Origin of the sequence: Rubritalea profundi (assembly GCF_002954445.1) — a bacterium.
In the GTDB taxonomy this organism is placed as follows: Bacteria; Verrucomicrobiota; Verrucomicrobiia; order Verrucomicrobiales; family Akkermansiaceae; genus Rubritalea; species Rubritalea profundi.
The window spans coordinates 4,142,158-4,159,517 of sequence record NZ_MQWA01000001.1 but is presented as its reverse complement, the minus strand read 5'-3'; the positions used below and the strand labels follow the sequence as shown (position 1 = coordinate 4,159,517).

The window sequence follows — 17,360 nt, the reverse complement described above, 5'->3', positions numbered from 1 at the left end:
CTACGGTGGTGGCGGCGGTGGCGGTGGCGGTGGCGGTGGCTATGGTGGCGATCGCAATGGCGGCGGCGGCAGTGGTCGCGGCGGCTACGGCGGTGGAAACCGTCGATAGATCTCCCCATCTACATCTCAGTAGGCGATTTGTCGACTACTCGTGAAACTTATAAGAGCGTGGCATTTGCTGCGCTTTTTTTGTGTCTGGATGACTCGCGTACAGAGAGTTTTAAACCAACGCTAAAAGTGTCATAATCGCAAATATATGATAGGAATGAGTGGCGTAGTCGCGTTTCCTGTACTACTAAATCTCTGTAACACCGATTATGACTGAACACGACTATACCATTAGCCTAAATTATCAGCATCGCATCCGCTTCACGCGCGATGCTTTCTCTGAGGGAAACCGCATGTTGGCTCGGTTATTGCAGACTAATGGCCATGCTAAGGTTTTGATTTTCTTGGAGGACTCAGTTGCTGAAGCGTTTCCTAAATTGGAACAACAGATTGCAGATTATTTTGCTAGCACGCCAGGACTGGAACTAAAACGCGTGGTCATTGCGCCAGGTGCCGAGATCTGTAAGCGTGACGAGAAAGTCCTGCATTCAGCATGGGATGCCGTGAATGAGGAAAAGATCGACCGTCACAGCTATATCTTTGCGATTGGCGGTGGTGCCTTTTTGGATGTTATCGGCTTTGCCGCTTCCACTTCTCACCGTGGAGTTCGTCTGGTGCGCTTTCCGACTACCACACTTTCTCAGGATGATTCAGGTGTGGGTGTGAAAAATGGAATCAATGCTTTTGGTAAGAAGAACTGGCTGGGATCGTTTGCTGTTCCCTATGCGGTGGTAAATGATTTTGCCTTCCTGCATACGCAGCCCGAGGATGTGCGCCGCGATGGACTGGTGGAGGCTGTGAAAGTGGCGCTGGTTCGCGATGGAGCCTTCTTTGACTGGCTTGAGGATAATGTCCAGTTGCTGGCGAAGTTACGTCCGCATGCGCTTGAGGAAGCCGTTGAGCGATCCGCTATTCTGCATGCCGAGCATATTGCTCAAGGTGGAGATCCATTCGAGCTGGGTTCTAGCCGGCCGCTGGACTACGGCCACTGGGCCGCGCACAAGCTTGAGCAACTGACTGACTTTGGAATGACTCACGCGCAAGCTGTGAGTGTTGGCTTGGCATTGGATACTTTGTATTCTTGGCGCACGGGTCGACTGGAGGAAAAGGATGCCAAGCGCGTTCTCGCGATACTTCATGGGCTTAAATTGCCTTTGTATCACGAGGGGTTCGAGCTCAGGCACGACAACGGCCGCCGTAAGATTTTTGATGGTTTAGAAGAATTTCGTGAGCACCTAGGAGGTGAGCTCACAGTCTTGCTTCTGCGTGGAGTGGGTACCGGTGAAGATGTGCATTTCATGGATGAAGCTCTGGTCGAATATTGTATGCAGATGCTGAAGAGTTATGCGGCTGCTTCCACTTCAGAAGAACGCGAAAAACTTTTTCACTAATCAGATCTCATCTTTTTATACAGTTTTATCAAAATTTCTCAGGATTGGAAAAATTGGCAAAATTGGCTCCTGACCAAAAGCGATGGATTCTGTAGATTTGTAAAATTCTAATAATTCTGTATGGCGCCGCAGGATTCAGCTTTTCTCCTACTTGCTAGGCAGGTACACCTATTTATATGAAGCGAGTCGTTGTTCTCAATGTGGTTGGGTTGACCAAATCCGTGCTTGGTGTGCATACACCGAGGATCAATGGCTTTCTGGAAGAGGGGGAGGTTTCTACCTTTGCGCCAGCATTTCCCGCGGTGACCTGTACCGCGCAGTCGAGCTATCTGACTGGCGCGCGTGAGGCTGAGCATGGGATTGTGGCCAATGGTTGGTACGATCGTGAGGCGGCCGAGGTGAAGTTTTGGAAGCAAAGTAACCATATTGTTCAGGGTGAAAAAATTTGGGATAAACTCCGCCGTGAGGTGCCAGGTTTTACCTGTGCCAAGCTGTTTTGGTGGTATAACATGTATGCCACTGCCGACTGGACGATCACGCCGAGACCGATGTACCCCGCCGACGGCAGCAAGGTGTTTGATGTCTACACCCAGCCGATGGAGATGCGTGAGCAAATTAAGATGGACCTTGGTAATTTTCCGTTCACCACATTTTGGGGCCCCAATGCTAGCATTCCTTCTTCTGAATGGATTGCGGAGTCGGCCAAATGGGTCGAGCAAAAGCATCAACCGACACTGAGCTTAGTCTACCTGCCGCATCTGGATTATGGACTGCAGAAGTTTGGACCCGGTGCTCCCGAGATGGATGTAGAAATCCAGCGAATCGATACGGTGGTCGGTGAGTTGATTGACTACTTCGAGGCCCGTGAGGTCGAGGTGGTTTTGCTTTCTGAGTACGGAATTTCTAAGGTGGATAAGCCGGTGCACCTGAATCGCATTTTCCGCGAGAAAGGCTGGATCACCATCAAAGAAGAACAGGGGACTGAGATGCTTGATTGCGGTGCCTCTAAGGTTTTTGCGGTGGCAGACCATCAGGTCGCTCACGTTTATTTAAATGATGCGAGCCTGAGGGATGAAGTGATCGAAGTTCTCAGTGGGACTCCAGGAGTTGAGGAAATTAGGACCGCTGAGGAATCCTTCGGCTTGAGTGTTCAGTGTTCAGTTGACGGTGTTCAGAGCCAGCATGGTGAAACAAATCAGCAATCGAGCGTAGCGCTCCAGCGCTCTGGGGATTTGATTGCCGTCAGTGAGGAGAATGCTTGGTTTACTTATTATTATTGGTTGGACGATGCGCTGGCTCCTGATTTTGCGCGCTGTGTCGATATCCACCGCAAGCCGGGCTACGATCCGGTCGAGCTTTTCCTCGATCCAGCATTGAAATCGCCGAAGTTGAAGATTGCTCAGTTCTTGTTGAAGAAGAAACTGGGCTTCCGAGCCTTGCTCGATGTGATTCCGCTCGATGCGAGCTTAGTTAAGGGCTCACATGGTCGTGACAAGGTCTGTGAGGACGAACAACCGATTTATGCGACAAGGGGCAAGCATATGCCAGTCAATGCGGCTGAGGAGGTGTTTGAGCGTATTTGCGCAGCGGTGAAGGTGTAGGGGGATGTAAGCTTACGAGGTCCCCAGACTTTGCTGACTCGACTTTTGACTTTCAGACTTTAGACGGCCATCAGTGTCAAAGGTCGCAAAGTCAAAGGTCCAAATAGATCGCGTGGTCGCGATAGATAAAATGGGCTGAAGCCGTTCCAGTACGGTGAAGTGAGGAGATCTGGAGTGCTGCGGCTCGACGCAGCTTTTTGGGGATGCTGTGGCTTGACGCATGTGGTGCGGAGCTGCTGTCGGGTTGAGGTTGAGTTGCTTTTGAGGATGGAGGTTTCTTGGTGGCTGGCCGACCACGGGCGTCGAGCCGCGCCTGCCGCAGAGCTGTGTCGAGCCACAGCACTCCAGAGGGAGGGTGTTGGATTGGCTTGATTTGTGTGTTAGTGTGTAGATTATGTCTGATAATTCTGCTTGGCCTCATGCTCCACCACATTTCACTGAGGAGTTTGGAATTTATATAGTGACGGGGTCGACTTATGAGAAACGCCATTATTTAGGGAGTCGAATGCGTTTACGTTATACGAACGAGATGCTACTGAGTCTAGCGAGTCATTACGGTTGGACTCTCCAGGCGTGGGCTGTTCTTTCGAATCATTATCACTTTGTTGCTATTTCTCCTGAGGTGGGAGCGGGAAACCTTTCAAAATTTATTAGCCATTTACACACATCTACAGCAAGATTTCTGAATAAGAGCGATGGTGTTGAGGAGAGAAGGGTTTGGCACAATTATTGGGAAACGCAGATTACGCACGATACCTCACACTATGCCCGGTTGAAGTATGTGAATGAAAACGCTGTACACCATGGATTGGTGGACCAGGCGACGGATTATCCATGGTGTTCAGCTCGATGGTTTGTGAGAGTGTCCAGCACTAGTTTTTACGAGATGGTGAATAGCTTCAAGATTGACCGACTCAATATAAGAGATGATTTCTAATTTGGAGTGCTGTGGCTTGATGCAGCTTTTGGGGATGGCTGTGGTTTGATGCGTGGGGTGCGGGGCTGCTGTTGGGTTGATTGGAGTTGCTTTTGAGGATGGAGGTTTCTTGGTGGCTGGCCGACCGCGGGCGTCAAGCCGCGCCTGCCGCAGAGCTGTGTCGAGCCACAGCACTCCAGAGGGAGGGGGCTTTTTGGAGTGCTGCGGCTTGATGCAGCTTTTGGGGATGGCTGTGGCTTGACGCATGCGGTGCGGAGCTGCTGTTGGGTTGATTGGAGTTGCTTTTGAGGATGGAGGTTTCTTGGTGGCTGGCCGACCGCGGGCGTCAAGCCGCGCCTGCCGCAGAGCTGTGTCGAGCCACAGCACTCCAGAGACAAAAAAAGCCTTCATCCTGTGAAGGATGAAGGCTTTTAAAGATTAATTTAGTGATTCTCGTTTGCTGTCGACTAGCGACGGCGGCGAAGAAGAAGTGCTACGGAACCAAGTCCAAGAAGAGCGATGCTCGTTGGCTCTGGGATTGCTGCGATGTTTAAGTCTGCAGTGAAATCTACAATAGGGACCAGTCCACCCCCAATGTTGGTGGAAAAGAAGCTGAAAGTAACAGTGTCTGATGGACTTCCTGGTATTATGAAATCATCAGTCCCTGAACCGTTTTGTGCGCCTGTAAGTCCAGTTATTAGTCCGAATGATTGACCACCAGTAATGGAATCTCCCGTAGAGGTTAGTCCAGGAAGCCAGATGAAGGCTAAATTATCACCAGCACCTAGTCCATCATCGTATGCAATCCCGCTAACGGAGCGGGTGAGAAAGGCGTTGTTACTATCGGCTGAGAGGATTGATAGAACCTCAAAGTCAGTTCCAATGAGAGTTTGAGAGCCTCCACCAGTAACGTCAATTGTCGAATTGAGATCAAAATTGAATAAGTCCGTTTCCATGCTGCCAAAACCTGAGCCAGTTATGTCTGCAACTAGAATTCCTACTGTGTTTTCAGGGATTAGAACGTTGCTGCTATCCCACATTTGTCCTAAACTAAAGTTCAGTGTTGCGGCCTCTGATTTCTGAGGTAGAGCTAGGCTCACGCATGTGATGCCGAGTGTAATTATTAAATTTTTATTCATTTTTTAGTAAGTTGGTGTGTTAGTCCAGAGAACGGTTTGGTCTACAGTGCTTGCTGTTTTTCGTATGATGATTCCAGACGCGGCTGGAATTATGTCGGTACCTGCATCAGCGGAGGAACCAAATTTTTCCCATTGGCTTGAATCGTTGTTATAAAAGTATGTAGCTGATGCAGATTTATTTTGATTCTCATCAGTGTTATCGAAAACAATAATTTGATCAAAAGTGGAATCGAACGCTCCATTTTTTGGCTCGAATACAGCAGGAGTACCAGTAGTCGTAAGGCCTAAGTCCGCAATTGTTATGTCGATAGGTCTTGGTATGGACACGTAGTTGTCTTGATCACTCGCTTGAAGTGAGTTAAGTGGAATAATTATCTTACCTGTATCTACGGTGCCTGCTGGTGTGTATATTGTTGGTACTGTCACCCCTGCATTATGTCTTATGGTGAAGTGAGAGCCAGGCCAGAGTAGCGTATCACTTGAGTCACCTCCTCCTACTATATTCCATTGGCCGGATAGAATGTAGTGAGAGCTACCAGAAGATAAATTAATACCGTTACCGCTACTTGGTAACAGAATAAGTGTGTGATTTAGAGTAGCGAAAGCACTGGCTGCGGGGTCAACTGTTGTTTGCGTTGCTGGTGGGAATAGAGTGGATAGGGTCCAAAATTTAACAATTCTGAATGTTGTAGTATCTACGATGGTTGGTGTAGCTCCATTGAGGTCTATATCGATTGAAGAAGCAGTCGTGCCTGTGATCTGAAAAACATCACCTTCAGATGCTCCACTAGTGACGCGCAGCATGTAAAGTGTGTTGTATTCGTCAGCTATAAAAGGTGTGCCACTTACATCAATTGTAAGTGTCTCATCAATCTGTATTGGCGTGCCTAATACAGCTCCAGGATAAGCTAGTTCGCCAGCGAAGGGGACGGTGACTAGGGTGTCTGAACCTAATGGGCATGGAGTACTCATATAACCGACTGGGTCAGTAGTGGCTTCCGCCGCCTGGATGGCGCTCAGAGAACCGAGTAAAGTGAGAGCTGTGAAGCCGGCGATTTGGATTTTATTCATGTGTTGTTTATGTTTTTCATTGTGGCTTATACTTTGATTTTAAGTCGGATGTATAAGTTCTGAATGACTTAATTTAGCGTTTGTGGGGGGGCGGGCAAGTATTTATTTGAACTTTTTCATTAAGATAAGTTAAACAAAGGATTTTTTGGGGGGGTATTTACTGTGCCAGTATTGATTCCTCGACTTCCACAACCATGTTGATTTCTACTGAGACGTTGAGCGGCAGTGCCGCGACACCACAGGCAGTGCGCGAGTGCCTGCCTTTGTCGCCAAAGATTTCGACGAGAAGATCTGAGCAACCATTGATGACTGCGGGGTGGGCGTAGAAATCTGGTTCGGAGCTGACGAAGCCGTTGACGGTGACGATCTTTTTCACTTTATCGAGCGATCCGACTGCGTCTTTGACGACGGCGAGGCGATTGAGTGTGATGAGGCGGGCGGCATCTTGGGCGGTTTCGATGGTGGTATCAGTGGGGACTTTCCCTTGATATTTATCTTCTACTGGTGGGATGCCGCCAGCGAGGAAGAGGAGATTGCCACTACGGGTGTAGTTGAGGTAGGAACCAGCGGGAGCTGGGACTTCAGGAAGTGTGTAGCCGAGTTCGGCGATGCGGGCTTCGATGCTCATTTGAAATTTGTGATTTGAGATTTGAAATTACTTCGACGCCAGTGATGCGGCTACAAAACCTGCGAAAAGTGGGTGTGGTTTGTTCGGCCGTGACTGGAATTCTGGGTGGAACTGGGCGCCGATAAAAAATGGGTGTTCAGGGATTTCCACGATCTCGACAAGGCCTTGGTCAGAGGAAACTGAGCTGATCTTGAGACCTGCAGCTTCCATCTGCTCGCGGTAAGCTGGGTTGAACTCGTATCGGTGGCGGTGACGCTCGGTGATCCGTTCGCTGCCGTAGATTTCGTACGCTTTGGAGTCTTTGTAGACTACCGATTCAGATGAACCTAGGCGCATGCTAGCTCCCATCGTGGTGATTCCTTTTTGCTCTTCCTGAAGGGAGATGACGGGGTGCTTGGTGTCTTTGTCGAATTCTGTGGAAGTGGCGGCTTCTAGGTGACACACGTTGCGGGCGAATTCGATGGTGGCGATCTGCATGCCGAGACAGATACCAAAGTAGGGGATCTTGTTCTCGCGGGCAAACTTGGCTGCGATGATTTTGCCTTCTGTGCCGCGGTCGCCGAAGCCACCTGGGATGAGGATGCCGTCGCAGTCCTTGAGCTCAGTGGCTGGGCCGTCTGATTCGAGGACGCTGGCATCAACGCGAACGATATTTACCTTGGTGTCATGTGCCGCACCTGCGTGGACGAGTGATTCGTAGATCGACTTGTAGGCGTCCTGAAGCTCGATGTATTTACCCACGACTGCGATGTTTACTTCGTGTGTCGGGTTGATGATGCGGTCGACAAAGTGGCGCCATTTCTCGAGGTCAGGGGTCTCGGATTCAAGCCCGAGACGGTCGCTTACGAGTCGGTCGAGCTTGTCGCGGCGGAGATCGAGCGGGCACTCATAGATGGTGTGCTTCACATCGCGGAATGCGACGACGTTCTTGGCTTCCACGTTACAGAACATGGCGATCTTAGCGCGGTTGTCGTCGTCGAGGTCGTGCTCGGTACGGCAAACTATAATGTCAGGAACGATTCCGATTTCGCGAAGCTTAGCGACTGATTGCTGGGTTGGCTTGGTTTTGATCTCACCCGCAGCTGCGATGTAGGGAAGGAGGGTGACGTGGATGAAGCAAGCGTTGTCGCGCCCAACTTCGAGCGAGAACTGACGGAGGGCTTCGAGGAAAAGGTGGCCTTCGATGTCACCAGTGGTTCCACCGATTTCTGTGATGATGACATCCGCATCGCTCTTGAGGGTGACCTCGCGGATGCGGTCTTTGATGACGTCGGTGCAGTGTGGGATGAACTGCACTGTCTTACCTAGGTAAACGCCCGCACGTTCATTCTGGATCACTTTCTCGAAAACCTGGCCGGAAGTGATGTTGTTGAGGCTGGAGCACTGGCTGTTGGTGAAGCGCTCGTAGTGGCCGAGGTCTAGATCTGTCTCAGCGCCGTCAGCAAGAACGTAAACTTCGCCGTGCTGGTAGGGTGACATGGTGCCAGGATCTACGTTGAGGTAGGGGTCAAACTTCTGGATGAGAACGTCGAGCCCGCGGTGCTCAAGCAGTGTGCCCAGCGATGCTGCACAGAGGCCTTTTCCGAGTGAGGAAACGACGCCGCCAGTGACGAAGATGTATTTAGTAGGATGTGCCATGTGAAAAGAAGTGATCAGTTAATAGTTAAGTGTGTGATTACGCGTCTGCTGACGCATTTTTTGAAAGTAAGAAAGTTTCGAGTTGCTGAGCTTGTTCGAGGGTGTCGACCCCGCCAGAGGAGTCATCGGTGATGATGACTCTGATGCGGGCGTTATTTTCGAGTGCTCGCAGCTGCTCGAGGGATTCGGCAAGCTCTAGTGGTGAGGGTGGCCACAGGATGAATTGCTGAAGGAAGTCTTTGCGATAGGCGTAGATGCCTTTGTGGCGGTAGCATGTCAACTCTGGGCTGGCACTTCGCTGAAATGGCAGCGGTGAACGTGAAAAATAGAGTGCGTCTCCATTCTGTTTGAGCACACACTTGACCACATTTGGGTCATTCATCAGCGCCTCGTCATCGATCGCGTTGGCTGCAGTTGCCATTTCTAAGGCTGAATCAGCGAGTAATGCAGAGGCGAGTTGGTCGATTAGCGATGGCTCAATCAATGGCTCATCGCCTTGGATATTGATCAGATGGGTCGCCTGTGGGACAGCGGCGGCGGCTTCTGCGATCCGGTCAGTTCCGGTAGGATGATCAGCTGCGGTCATCGCCACATTAGCACCAAAGCTACGGCAAACATCGGCAATCCGGTCGTCGTCCGTAGCGACAATGATACTGTCCAGTTTTGAGCACTCTAGGCAGCGTTCCCAAACGCGTTGCACTAGCGGTTTACCGGCAATGAGGTGCAATGGTTTTCCCGGGAAGCGGGTAGAGGCCCAACGCGCTGGAATGATCCCTAAAACGTAATTGTTAGAATCTGTGTCCACGGTATGAGTTGCGGCAATTTAGGAGGTGACCCGATGTGGTGCAAGGTTCTTTTGCTTTAAAATAGTCACTCAGAAATATCCCCTAGAAAGTGTGCTATACTGCTACGCACCATGTTTTGGGATTTCCACTCCAAGGGGGGCATAATACTTAACACGTAAAACGTAACACTACGAGGCGCTGAAAGGAACTCCCTCAACCTCAGAGCTCGTTCTCAATTGGACAAATCTTGATGCGTATCAGCACTAAATGAGCCCTTCACTCTCGAGGTAGTCGAGCGCTTTGCTCAGGCTCGATTGCTGGAGGAAATGGTTGAGCTGCGAGGGGATGTTTCCTCGGTGCGCTGAATGCCAGGCTTGGATTGACTCACTTGCTTGCTGCAGTTGGCGAAGTTGTTGCTGCGGGTTGCTGTCGCGTAGCTCGGTGTCAGAGATCACTTCGATCCGTTTCTTTAGCGTTTCTGCTAGTGCTTGGTAATGGGCTGTCATGCTCAGAGGGCTGTATGGATATATTTAAGGGATGTAAAGTAATTCGTATCGACGCCACTGGCGAGTCTTGCTAGTTTGCGAAATATGGATAAAGCGATTCATGAGTATTTCACAATGTGGGACTGGTCTGTAATTTTCGGCTACCTATTATTAACGACTATAGTTGGGCATTGCATGCGTGGCAAGCAGGGGACTATTCGTGATTTTTTCTTAGGAGGAAGATCCTTACCGTGGCAAGCAGTGAGTGGCTCTATTATAGCCACCGAAATTTCAGGGGTTACTTTCATCGGCGTAGCTGGAACTTTGTTCGCTCTCCACGGAAATTTTACCTATCTACTATGGGGAATTGGCTCAGTCATAGGCCGAGTCATAGTGGCAAAATATTTTGTACCACGGTATTACGAAGATGAGATCTATAGTCCCTACGACTATATGGGGAAGAGGCTAGGAGTGGGGGTGAAAAAGCTCGCTACAGTAATCTTCACCATGGGAAGTATATTGGGGCAAAGTGTGCGTGTTTTTGTGGCAGCTATACCACTAGAAGTTGTCACTGGCTTACCGATATCGATTTGTATCATCATCATTGGCCTGTTTGCCATTGGTTGGACTCTAATGGGCGGGATGAGTACAGTCATATGGACCGATGTAATGCAGTTCGGACTATTTACCTTCGGCGGTCTAGCTGCCCTTTTTTGGGTTATAACATCACTCGACGGAGGCTGGGGCCAATACTGGGAAGTCGCTGAGCAATTTGGTCGCACGACAGTGTGGGATGCTCGTTGGGGGTTTGACGCGAAACTGGAGTTTACCTTTTGGGTAGCGCTGATTGCAGTGCCATTCCAGAATCTAACAGCTTTCGGTGTGGATCAACTCAATGCGCAACGGATGTTTTGTTGTAAGAATGCAAAGGACGCATCAAAAGCCCTACTTTGGAGCTGTGGTGGTCAGCTGCTGACCTTATTGATGTTGCTAGTGGGAACCGCACTGTTTGTTCATTATAATAATAACCCATTCAACGGCTATGAAGGTCGTGAAATCATGGGGACTCCAAAGACGCATCATATTGAGAGCGATGTAGCCCTAGCTCAGACAGCACTAGATGCAGCTCCGAGAATTGAGCACCCAGACGCAGCCCAGTATGCGATTGATCATGGAATTGGTGGAGTGGATGCAAATCCTTTAGTCTCAAATGTAGCGGTCCCAGTGAAAGGGGACAATGTGTTCCCTATGTGGATAGTCACTCAGATGCCTGTTGGTTTATCGGGACTTATTTTGGCAGGTGTTTTTGCCGCGGCGATCTCTAGTTTGGATAGTATCCTTGCGGCATTGAGCCAAACTACTCTCTCATTTATTTACCACCCCGAGGATAAAACTGACGCTGAGCTGGAAGAGCTTAATCTAGTTACAAAGTCAAAGTGGCTTGTTGTGATGTGGGGGATCTTACTCACTGGATTTACCTTGCTGTTAGTCGTTGCGGCACAAGGGATACCGGTCTTACCACTGGCCTTCGGGATGTCAGCCTACACTATGGGGCCATTACTAGCCCTTTTCCTGTGTGCTCTGATTGGACGCGGTAGCTTACGCGGTCTACTAGTAGGAGCATCAGTATCCTTTCTGTTAACAATGTTTGGGAGAATGGATGTATGGGTTTTAGTCAAAAAGATGGAAGGGGACATCACTTGGCTGGCAAACCTTCCTACTTATACAGCCTCTTCTGAAGGAGCTATATCAGTGGTGTATTGTTATGCTTGGTTTTGGCCGATTACCACGATTGTGACTCTACTCTTCGGACTATATTTTCCACAGGCTAAAAACAAACAAAGCTAAATTAGCTGAGTGGGGCCAGTTCTGGAAAGTTCTGTTCATTCTATCGAGCGCTGCAGCCATCAACCTAGATAAACTCCCGAGTGTAGGAACCCTGATTATCCCTGCAGGAAGGCATACCTATCCATGTTGTTAGTCAAATTTCATAGGGCGTTGTGCTGGCTGGCTCTTTTCTTCCTGTGTAGCTGTGAATTGGCATGGATGCATGATCTCTGGGCACCGTGATGAAATCAGCAAGAATTTAAGTATCTCAATGCCTCTTGGGATCTTTCGTCTTTACGGGGGGTGAGCTTTGGTTAGGGTGCCTTTGCCTCAATCATTTTGAGGGAATGTATATGGGAAATAGGTCTGAGATTAAGAAAATTGATACATTACAGAGTGTGGAACTCGGTGATGGGGTCGAGATTCTTCTGCGTGTCGCGGGTCCATTTGTGCGCTCGATGGCGCTGATTATCGATTATCTGATCATTATTGGTATCTTGATAGTGTTAGGGATTGTAACCAGTTTTATCGGTTTTGGTACAAATGACAATATAGCCAATGGCATTATGATGATTTCGTTGTTTCTTTTATCTTGGGGGTATTTTGCCTTTTTCGAAGGTGGCAAGCGCTCTGCCACACCTGGCAAACGATCGATGGGGATTCGTGTGATCGACCGCTCTGGTAATGCCGCCACACGTGGCCAGGTCTTTGTGCGCAATATCCTGCGTTACGTGGATATGTTGCCAGGGATACCGACTGGTGCAGCCGGTTTTTTTATTGGTGGTTACGGAGTTGGGCTCACCACTTGCTTGCTCTCAAAAAAGTTTCAACGGGTGGGTGACCTCGTTGCCAATACCGTGGTGGTGTACAATAAACCAGTCGACCATCTCACTGCGTCGATCCCTCCAGCTTTTAAAAAAGTGGCCCCCCCCGTGGCTTTGACCCGTGAGGAGCAGGCGGCCATTGTCGCTTTTCGTGATCGTGCGGGGCTCTGGTCTGAGGCGCGTCGAGTTGAGCTAGCCGACCATGCCTTGGCTGTGACTAATGCGCAGGGGCAGCTGGGAAAAACTCGGTTGTTAGGAATGGCACATTGGCTAACTGAGGGGAAATAAAGGGGGATGAACGCAAATCAATTTAAGGCCAAGAATGCCGAAAAGTGGCAACGCTATGATGCCAGTATGCAGTCTTTGGAAAAAGGCAAAGCAGACTACCAGACAGATGTGGCTGAAATTCCTAAGATGGTGCGCGAGCGCTGTGTCGAGCTAGCGATGGCTAGGCATCGGATGTACGGCGAGACGATGTGCGAGTACCTCAACCAGCAGGTCATCCGCGGTCACAAGATGGTAGCTCGCAGTTCTTCTAGTTTTCTAGAAACAATGGTGCACTTTTTAGCGGTTGGTTTCCCGCAGGCGATTCGTCGTGAGTGGAAACTTTTTGTGCTTTGTTGGGTATTCTTTTTGATCCCGGCAATTGGCATGTGGGTCTCGATCTATTACGATCTCGATTGGGTGCGCAGCATTCTAGGAAGTGACGGCATGGCGGGTATGGATGAAATGTACGGCAAGGGAGATGATAATGTGGTTGAGAATTTCCGCGGTGAAGCTGGGGCTGACTTCATGATGTTTAGTCATTACATTCACAATAACATTGGTATCGATTTCCAAATCATTGCTGGTGGTGCACTTGCTGGTGTGGGGAGCTTATTTATTCTTTTGATGAATGGCCTAGGTATTGGCGGATCGATGGCCTACGTGATCGAGTACGGGGACCCGGTAAAGTTTTTCACCTTTGTCTCCGGCCACGCATCCTACGAGCTTACTGGCATGGTGGTCGCTGGGATGGCGGGTATGCGGATTGGACTTGGGATTCTTAACCCAGGTCGGATGACCCGTAGCCGTGCGTTGTTAGAAAGTGGCAAGCGTGGACTGCCCTTGATCTTCGGAGCCTTTTTTCTCACCTTCATCGCAGCCTGTGTTGAAGGGTTTTGGTCGGCACATGACTTCGCTCCCAATTTAAAATACGGAGTCGGCTTCGCTGGCTGGATTGCCATCGCTGGTTACTTTATTTTTGCAGGGAGGGGACAACGTGAAGCTTGAGAAAGTAACGGCGGAGATTCGCCCTCGTGGCCGTTGGGAATCGATCGATCTCGGATGTGCCTTGGTCCGTGAAAACTATGGTAAGGTCATGAATGCGTGGTTTATCACTGTGGTGCCACTGTGGTTTATTATCATCGCCCTGAGTCAATTTTGGCCATGGGCTGAAGGGCGGCCGTGGATTGCTGGTTTTCTCTGTATCTGGATTTTACCACTCTGTGATCGTATCCCACTTTTTGTGCTCAGCCGTCGGCTTTTTGGCGAAGATTCAACTACCAGAGAATTGCTAAAAGCCTTGCCCTCTATGTTCTGTAGGCGATTTTTCATCACAGTATTGATGGGCCCGCTGAATCTAGCAAGAGGCTTGGCCCAGCCCGTGATGGAGCTGGAAGGTCTGAAGGGAAAGGCATACAGTCAAAGAGTCAACCTGCTCTCACGTAACGGTGGAGAAGGTGCTAGTCAGGCCGCTTTGGTTTCTCTGGTGCTCGTTTTAGGCTCGATGTTCTCTATGCTCTTCGTATTCACTAGTGTTGTAGGCTTGTTCGGGGACTCCATTGTGATCGAGGAATTTTGGATCGACCACGTGCTGGATAGCGATGCGTCCTTCATGCCTGAGCCCTATGTCTGGATTATGCTTGGCTTGATACTTTCCGCGGTGACCCTGATCGAGCCATTTTATGTCGGGGCCGGTTTTGCTATGTATATCAATAGCCGTACGATCACTGAAGGCTGGGATATCGAGCTCGCATTCAAGCGGATGAGCGAAAGAGTCAGTTCCGTCCTCCAAAGCACGGGTAAATCCTTGCTCATAACACTCGCGGCATTGCTGTGTTTTTCACTCAGCCAGACATCAGTAGAGGCCTCTAACGAACGCTTAGATAAAGTGATGGCTGATGACGACTTTGAGATACGCTCTGAGATTGTTCAGGTGCCTGAAAAAGATGATAATCAGTCAAATGGATCAGGGAGCTTGGCGTTATTTGGTGCTCTGGGAATCGTTTCTAACATTCTATTTTGGGTGATTTTGTTCGCTTTGATCATCGGCATCTGTTGGCTTATTCATACCAATATGCATGTATTCAGAGGTACTGGTAGGGCGACCACGTCCTCGGTCCCAAGAGTGCGTAGCGTGATGGGGATGGATGTCACTCCTGAGAGTTTGCCAGAGGACATCGTGGCGGCTGCGAGAGCGGCTTGGGATGCACGCGACCAGCAACTGGCACTGAGCTACCTTTATCGAGGTTCTATCTCGTGGGCTGTCAATGAAATGGCGATTGAGATCGAGGAAGGGGACACCGAAAATGATTGTGTCCAGCGGGTAGCCCGATGTGGCCAACTAGTAGCATCCCGCTATTTCTCAGATCTAACCAAGCATTGGGTCAACCTAGCCTACGGAAAAATTGAACCAGACGTGCACGACTTCTCTAGCCTCTGTAGTTCTTGGCCATTTACTAAAGTTCAGAAAACTGAGGAGGATAGCCGATGAAGTTGCGCTCTTTATGTTTGCTGATTTTAGGCTTTATTTCTCTGACCTCGTGTTCAGAGACGGAAGACCGTGAGCAATTTATTGGCTACGATGGACGGGCTAGGAAGAATCCCTATCTAGCAGCAGAACGCTACTTAGTGAGTGATGGACATGAAGTGATATCTTCTACTGGGGTCCTGAAATTTGATGAAGACGAAGGAGTCGTTTTCTCGCCAGCATCCAGTGTGCGCTCGGTAGCTGACGCCGATCGGGTTCTTGATTGGGTCAATATGGGGGGGCACTACCTTTGTTTCCTTGAGCGTGGCGAAGACTATTGGAAAGATGTGGGTGATTGGGCCCACCACGATCCTGAAGCTTGGCGCGAGGACACTGAGGAGGAAACTGGTCTTAACTTACTGCTAGAGTCTGCAGAGCTAAGCCTCGTTGATAATCTTAAAGAAGAATACGATTGGCAAGAGCGCGGTAGCGATGTGGCAAAAGGAAAAGAACTACCATTTACCGAATCCGTCCTGGTATTTACCGATGATGACGACGAGGAGTTTAAAATGGAGCTCGGTGGGACCCGATTGTTGGTCCCGTATGACAATCTTTATTATGAGTCAGACTGGCACGATGAAGGGGAGGAACACCACTTCTATAGTCGCACTCTGGGTGAGGGGAGAATCACATTTATCTCGGACGCGCGCGCGTTTCGCAATCCCTACCTAAAAATTGCGGACCACGCAGAGCTACTCGATTATGTTGCAGCTCGCGGTGGCAAGATCGTATTTTCCCTCGGGAAAGTCAGGAGCTTCACTTCCATGCTTGGTGAATACGCTTGGCCGGCGATGTGGGCATTGCTTGCTCTCACGGTCCTTTGGGTTTGGAAGAGCCTGCCACGCTTTGGGCCATTGTTAGATGTCGCCGATGGTGATGCCAGGAATTATGCCAAGCAGCTGAAAAGTACCGGACAATTCCTGTGGAGACACAAGCGCGAGGATGTCTTGCTCAAGTCACTACGCGATGCCGTTGTGAAGAAGTCTCGGCACTTTTACCAGCAAGGCCTAGATTCCAAAGCTCTAATAGATTCCCTTAGCCAGTCCTCAGGTATCGACAACGACCTCGTATCCGAGGCAATGACCCGCACTGATGTGCGCGATGGCAGCACCATGGTGAAAATCACAAAAACACTCCAACAAATACTAAAAAGCTTATGAGCGATTACCCAATGACAGAACCCGAGCCGCCAGCAGTTCAGCCGGCTTCACTCACCAATAGCCTAGCACAAAGCCTGCGCACGGAACTGCGTAAAGTTGTTTTCGGCCAGGATGTAGTGATCGACCAAGTGATCGCCACCTTCCTCGCTGGCGGTCATGTATTGTTGGAAGGTAAACCCGGCCTGGGGAAAACTCATCTGGTTGTGGCCCTCGCCAACACCTTCGCTGGCGTGTTTAGCCGTATTCAGTTTACTCCTGATTTGATGCCCTCAGATGTCACTGGGTTCACGCTCTTCGATATGAAGAGCCAGACTTTCCAGGTGCGCCGCGGCCCTATCTTTACCAACCTCTTGTTAGCTGATGAGATCAACCGCTCGCCGGCAAAGACCCAGGCTGCATTGTTAGAGGTGATGCAAGAACGCCAAGTCACTATCGATGGTGAGACGATCAAGTTAGATCCGCCATTCATGACATTGGCTACGCAGAACCCTATCGAGCAAGAGGGGACCTATCCATTACCCGAGGCCCAACTCGACCGCTTCTTAATGAAGGTGGTAATGGACTACCCATCCCACTGCGATGAGGCTCAGGTCGTGCGTGACGTCACCAGCGGCACAGGTCTCAGCGCCTCATCGGTCGCTCAGCTTTGTTCGTCGGAGGACATCATCTCCGCTCAGCAGGATGTAGCTAACATCCGTTGCGTCGATGAAGTGGTCAACTATGCCGTGAACCTCGTGCGTGCTTCTCGTAGTGCTCAGGGTATTAGCCTAGGTGCTGGTACCCGAGGCGCCATCAGCCTCGTGCGTGTAGCTAAAGCATTTGCCTACATGGCAGGACGAGACTTCTTAGTGCCAGATGATATCAAACAATCGGCGCTTCCCGTGTTACGTCACCGTGTGCAGCTGGCTCCAGAATTGGCGATTAGCGGGCAAAAAGTAGACGACGCCATCCTCAATATCATAGCAGGAGTCGAAGCTCCACGTCAGTAGGATTACT

At 49.9% G+C, this 17,360-nt stretch carries 17 protein-coding genes; 9 read left to right on the top strand and 8 right to left on the bottom strand.

Annotated features, from left to right (window positions below; translation table 11 throughout):
• Positions 1-317: 317 nt before the first annotated feature.
• Entirely contained in the window at positions 318-1,499 is a 1,182-nt protein-coding gene (locus tag BSZ32_RS18120) for a 3-dehydroquinate synthase (RefSeq protein WP_105044718.1), read from the top strand.
• A 176-nt stretch (positions 1,500-1,675) separates the two neighbouring features.
• Positions 1,676-3,100 carry an alkaline phosphatase family protein gene (locus tag BSZ32_RS18115; RefSeq protein WP_105044717.1) on the top strand — a complete coding sequence of 475 codons (1,425 nt, stop codon included), beginning with the start codon at positions 1,676-1,678 and terminating at the stop codon, positions 3,098-3,100.
• Positions 3,101-3,191: 91 nt separating this feature from the next.
• Here BSZ32_RS18115 and BSZ32_RS18110 read toward each other — a convergent pair whose 3' ends face one another.
• Entirely contained in the window at positions 3,192-3,521 is a 330-nt protein-coding gene (locus BSZ32_RS18110) for a hypothetical protein (protein ID WP_165788542.1), read from the bottom strand.
• Between BSZ32_RS18110 and BSZ32_RS20685 the strand changes: the two genes are divergently transcribed.
• A complete protein-coding gene (locus BSZ32_RS20685) occupies positions 3,495-4,037 on the top strand; it encodes a transposase (protein WP_105044715.1) in 543 nt (180 codons plus the stop codon). The genes BSZ32_RS18110 and BSZ32_RS20685 overlap by 27 nt on opposite strands.
• Here BSZ32_RS20685 and BSZ32_RS18100 read toward each other — a convergent pair.
• The 7 genes from BSZ32_RS18100 to BSZ32_RS18070 form a co-directional block, all read right to left on the bottom strand.
• Positions 3,942-4,427 (bottom strand): hypothetical protein, encoded by a 486-nt coding sequence (locus tag BSZ32_RS18100; RefSeq protein ID WP_129589829.1) that lies wholly within the window; start codon positions 4,425-4,427, stop codon positions 3,942-3,944. The two genes, BSZ32_RS20685 and BSZ32_RS18100, sit on opposite strands and share 96 nt — an antisense overlap.
• A gap of 56 nt (positions 4,428-4,483) precedes the next feature.
• Positions 4,484-5,155: a PEP-CTERM sorting domain-containing protein gene (locus tag BSZ32_RS18095; protein WP_105044713.1), complete on the bottom strand. Its 672-nt coding sequence runs from the start codon at positions 5,153-5,155 to the stop codon at positions 4,484-4,486.
• A 3-nt stretch (positions 5,156-5,158) separates the two neighbouring features.
• A complete protein-coding gene (locus BSZ32_RS18090) occupies positions 5,159-6,226 on the bottom strand; it encodes a TIGR02597 family protein (protein ID WP_105044712.1) in 1,068 nt (355 codons plus the stop codon).
• Between the two features lie 157 nt (positions 6,227-6,383).
• Complete coding sequence (locus BSZ32_RS18085) at positions 6,384-6,854, bottom strand: RidA family protein (RefSeq protein WP_105044711.1); 471 nt, start codon at positions 6,852-6,854, stop codon at positions 6,384-6,386.
• Positions 6,855-6,881: 27 nt separating this feature from the next.
• Complete coding sequence (gene pyrG / locus BSZ32_RS18080; RefSeq protein ID WP_105044710.1) at positions 6,882-8,492, bottom strand: CTP synthase; 1,611 nt, start codon at positions 8,490-8,492, stop codon at positions 6,882-6,884.
• 37 nt (positions 8,493-8,529) lie between these two features.
• Entirely contained in the window at positions 8,530-9,297 is a 768-nt protein-coding gene (kdsB, locus tag BSZ32_RS18075) for a 3-deoxy-manno-octulosonate cytidylyltransferase (protein ID WP_105044709.1), read from the bottom strand.
• 243 nt (positions 9,298-9,540) lie between these two features.
• Positions 9,541-9,783 carry a hypothetical protein gene (locus BSZ32_RS18070; RefSeq protein WP_105044708.1) on the bottom strand — a complete coding sequence of 81 codons (243 nt, stop codon included), beginning with the start codon at positions 9,781-9,783 and terminating at the stop codon, positions 9,541-9,543.
• A gap of 84 nt (positions 9,784-9,867) precedes the next feature.
• On the opposite strand from BSZ32_RS18070, the gene BSZ32_RS18065 reads away from it, so the two are divergent.
• The 6 genes from BSZ32_RS18065 (at position 9,868) to BSZ32_RS18040 (ending at position 17,353) form a co-directional block, all read left to right on the top strand.
• Positions 9,868-11,610, top strand: coding sequence for a sodium:solute symporter family transporter (locus BSZ32_RS18065; protein WP_105044707.1), 1,743 nt, complete (start codon positions 9,868-9,870; stop codon positions 11,608-11,610).
• A 332-nt stretch (positions 11,611-11,942) separates the two neighbouring features.
• Positions 11,943-12,701, top strand: coding sequence for an RDD family protein (locus BSZ32_RS18060; protein WP_165788933.1), 759 nt, complete (start codon positions 11,943-11,945; stop codon positions 12,699-12,701).
• Positions 12,702-12,707: 6 nt separating this feature from the next.
• Positions 12,708-13,685 (top strand): stage II sporulation protein M, encoded by a 978-nt coding sequence (locus BSZ32_RS18055; protein WP_105044705.1) that lies wholly within the window; start codon positions 12,708-12,710, stop codon positions 13,683-13,685.
• Entirely contained in the window at positions 13,675-15,168 is a 1,494-nt protein-coding gene (locus BSZ32_RS18050) for a hypothetical protein (RefSeq protein ID WP_105044704.1), read from the top strand. Before BSZ32_RS18055 ends, BSZ32_RS18050 begins: the two co-directional genes overlap by 11 nt.
• Positions 15,165-16,364 carry a DUF4350 domain-containing protein gene (locus BSZ32_RS18045; RefSeq protein ID WP_105044703.1) on the top strand — a complete coding sequence of 400 codons (1,200 nt, stop codon included), beginning with the start codon at positions 15,165-15,167 and terminating at the stop codon, positions 16,362-16,364. Before BSZ32_RS18050 ends, BSZ32_RS18045 begins: the two co-directional genes overlap by 4 nt.
• Positions 16,361-17,353, top strand: coding sequence for an AAA family ATPase (locus BSZ32_RS18040; RefSeq protein ID WP_105044702.1), 993 nt, complete (start codon positions 16,361-16,363; stop codon positions 17,351-17,353). Before BSZ32_RS18045 ends, BSZ32_RS18040 begins: the two co-directional genes overlap by 4 nt.
• Positions 17,354-17,360 lie beyond the last annotated feature (7 nt).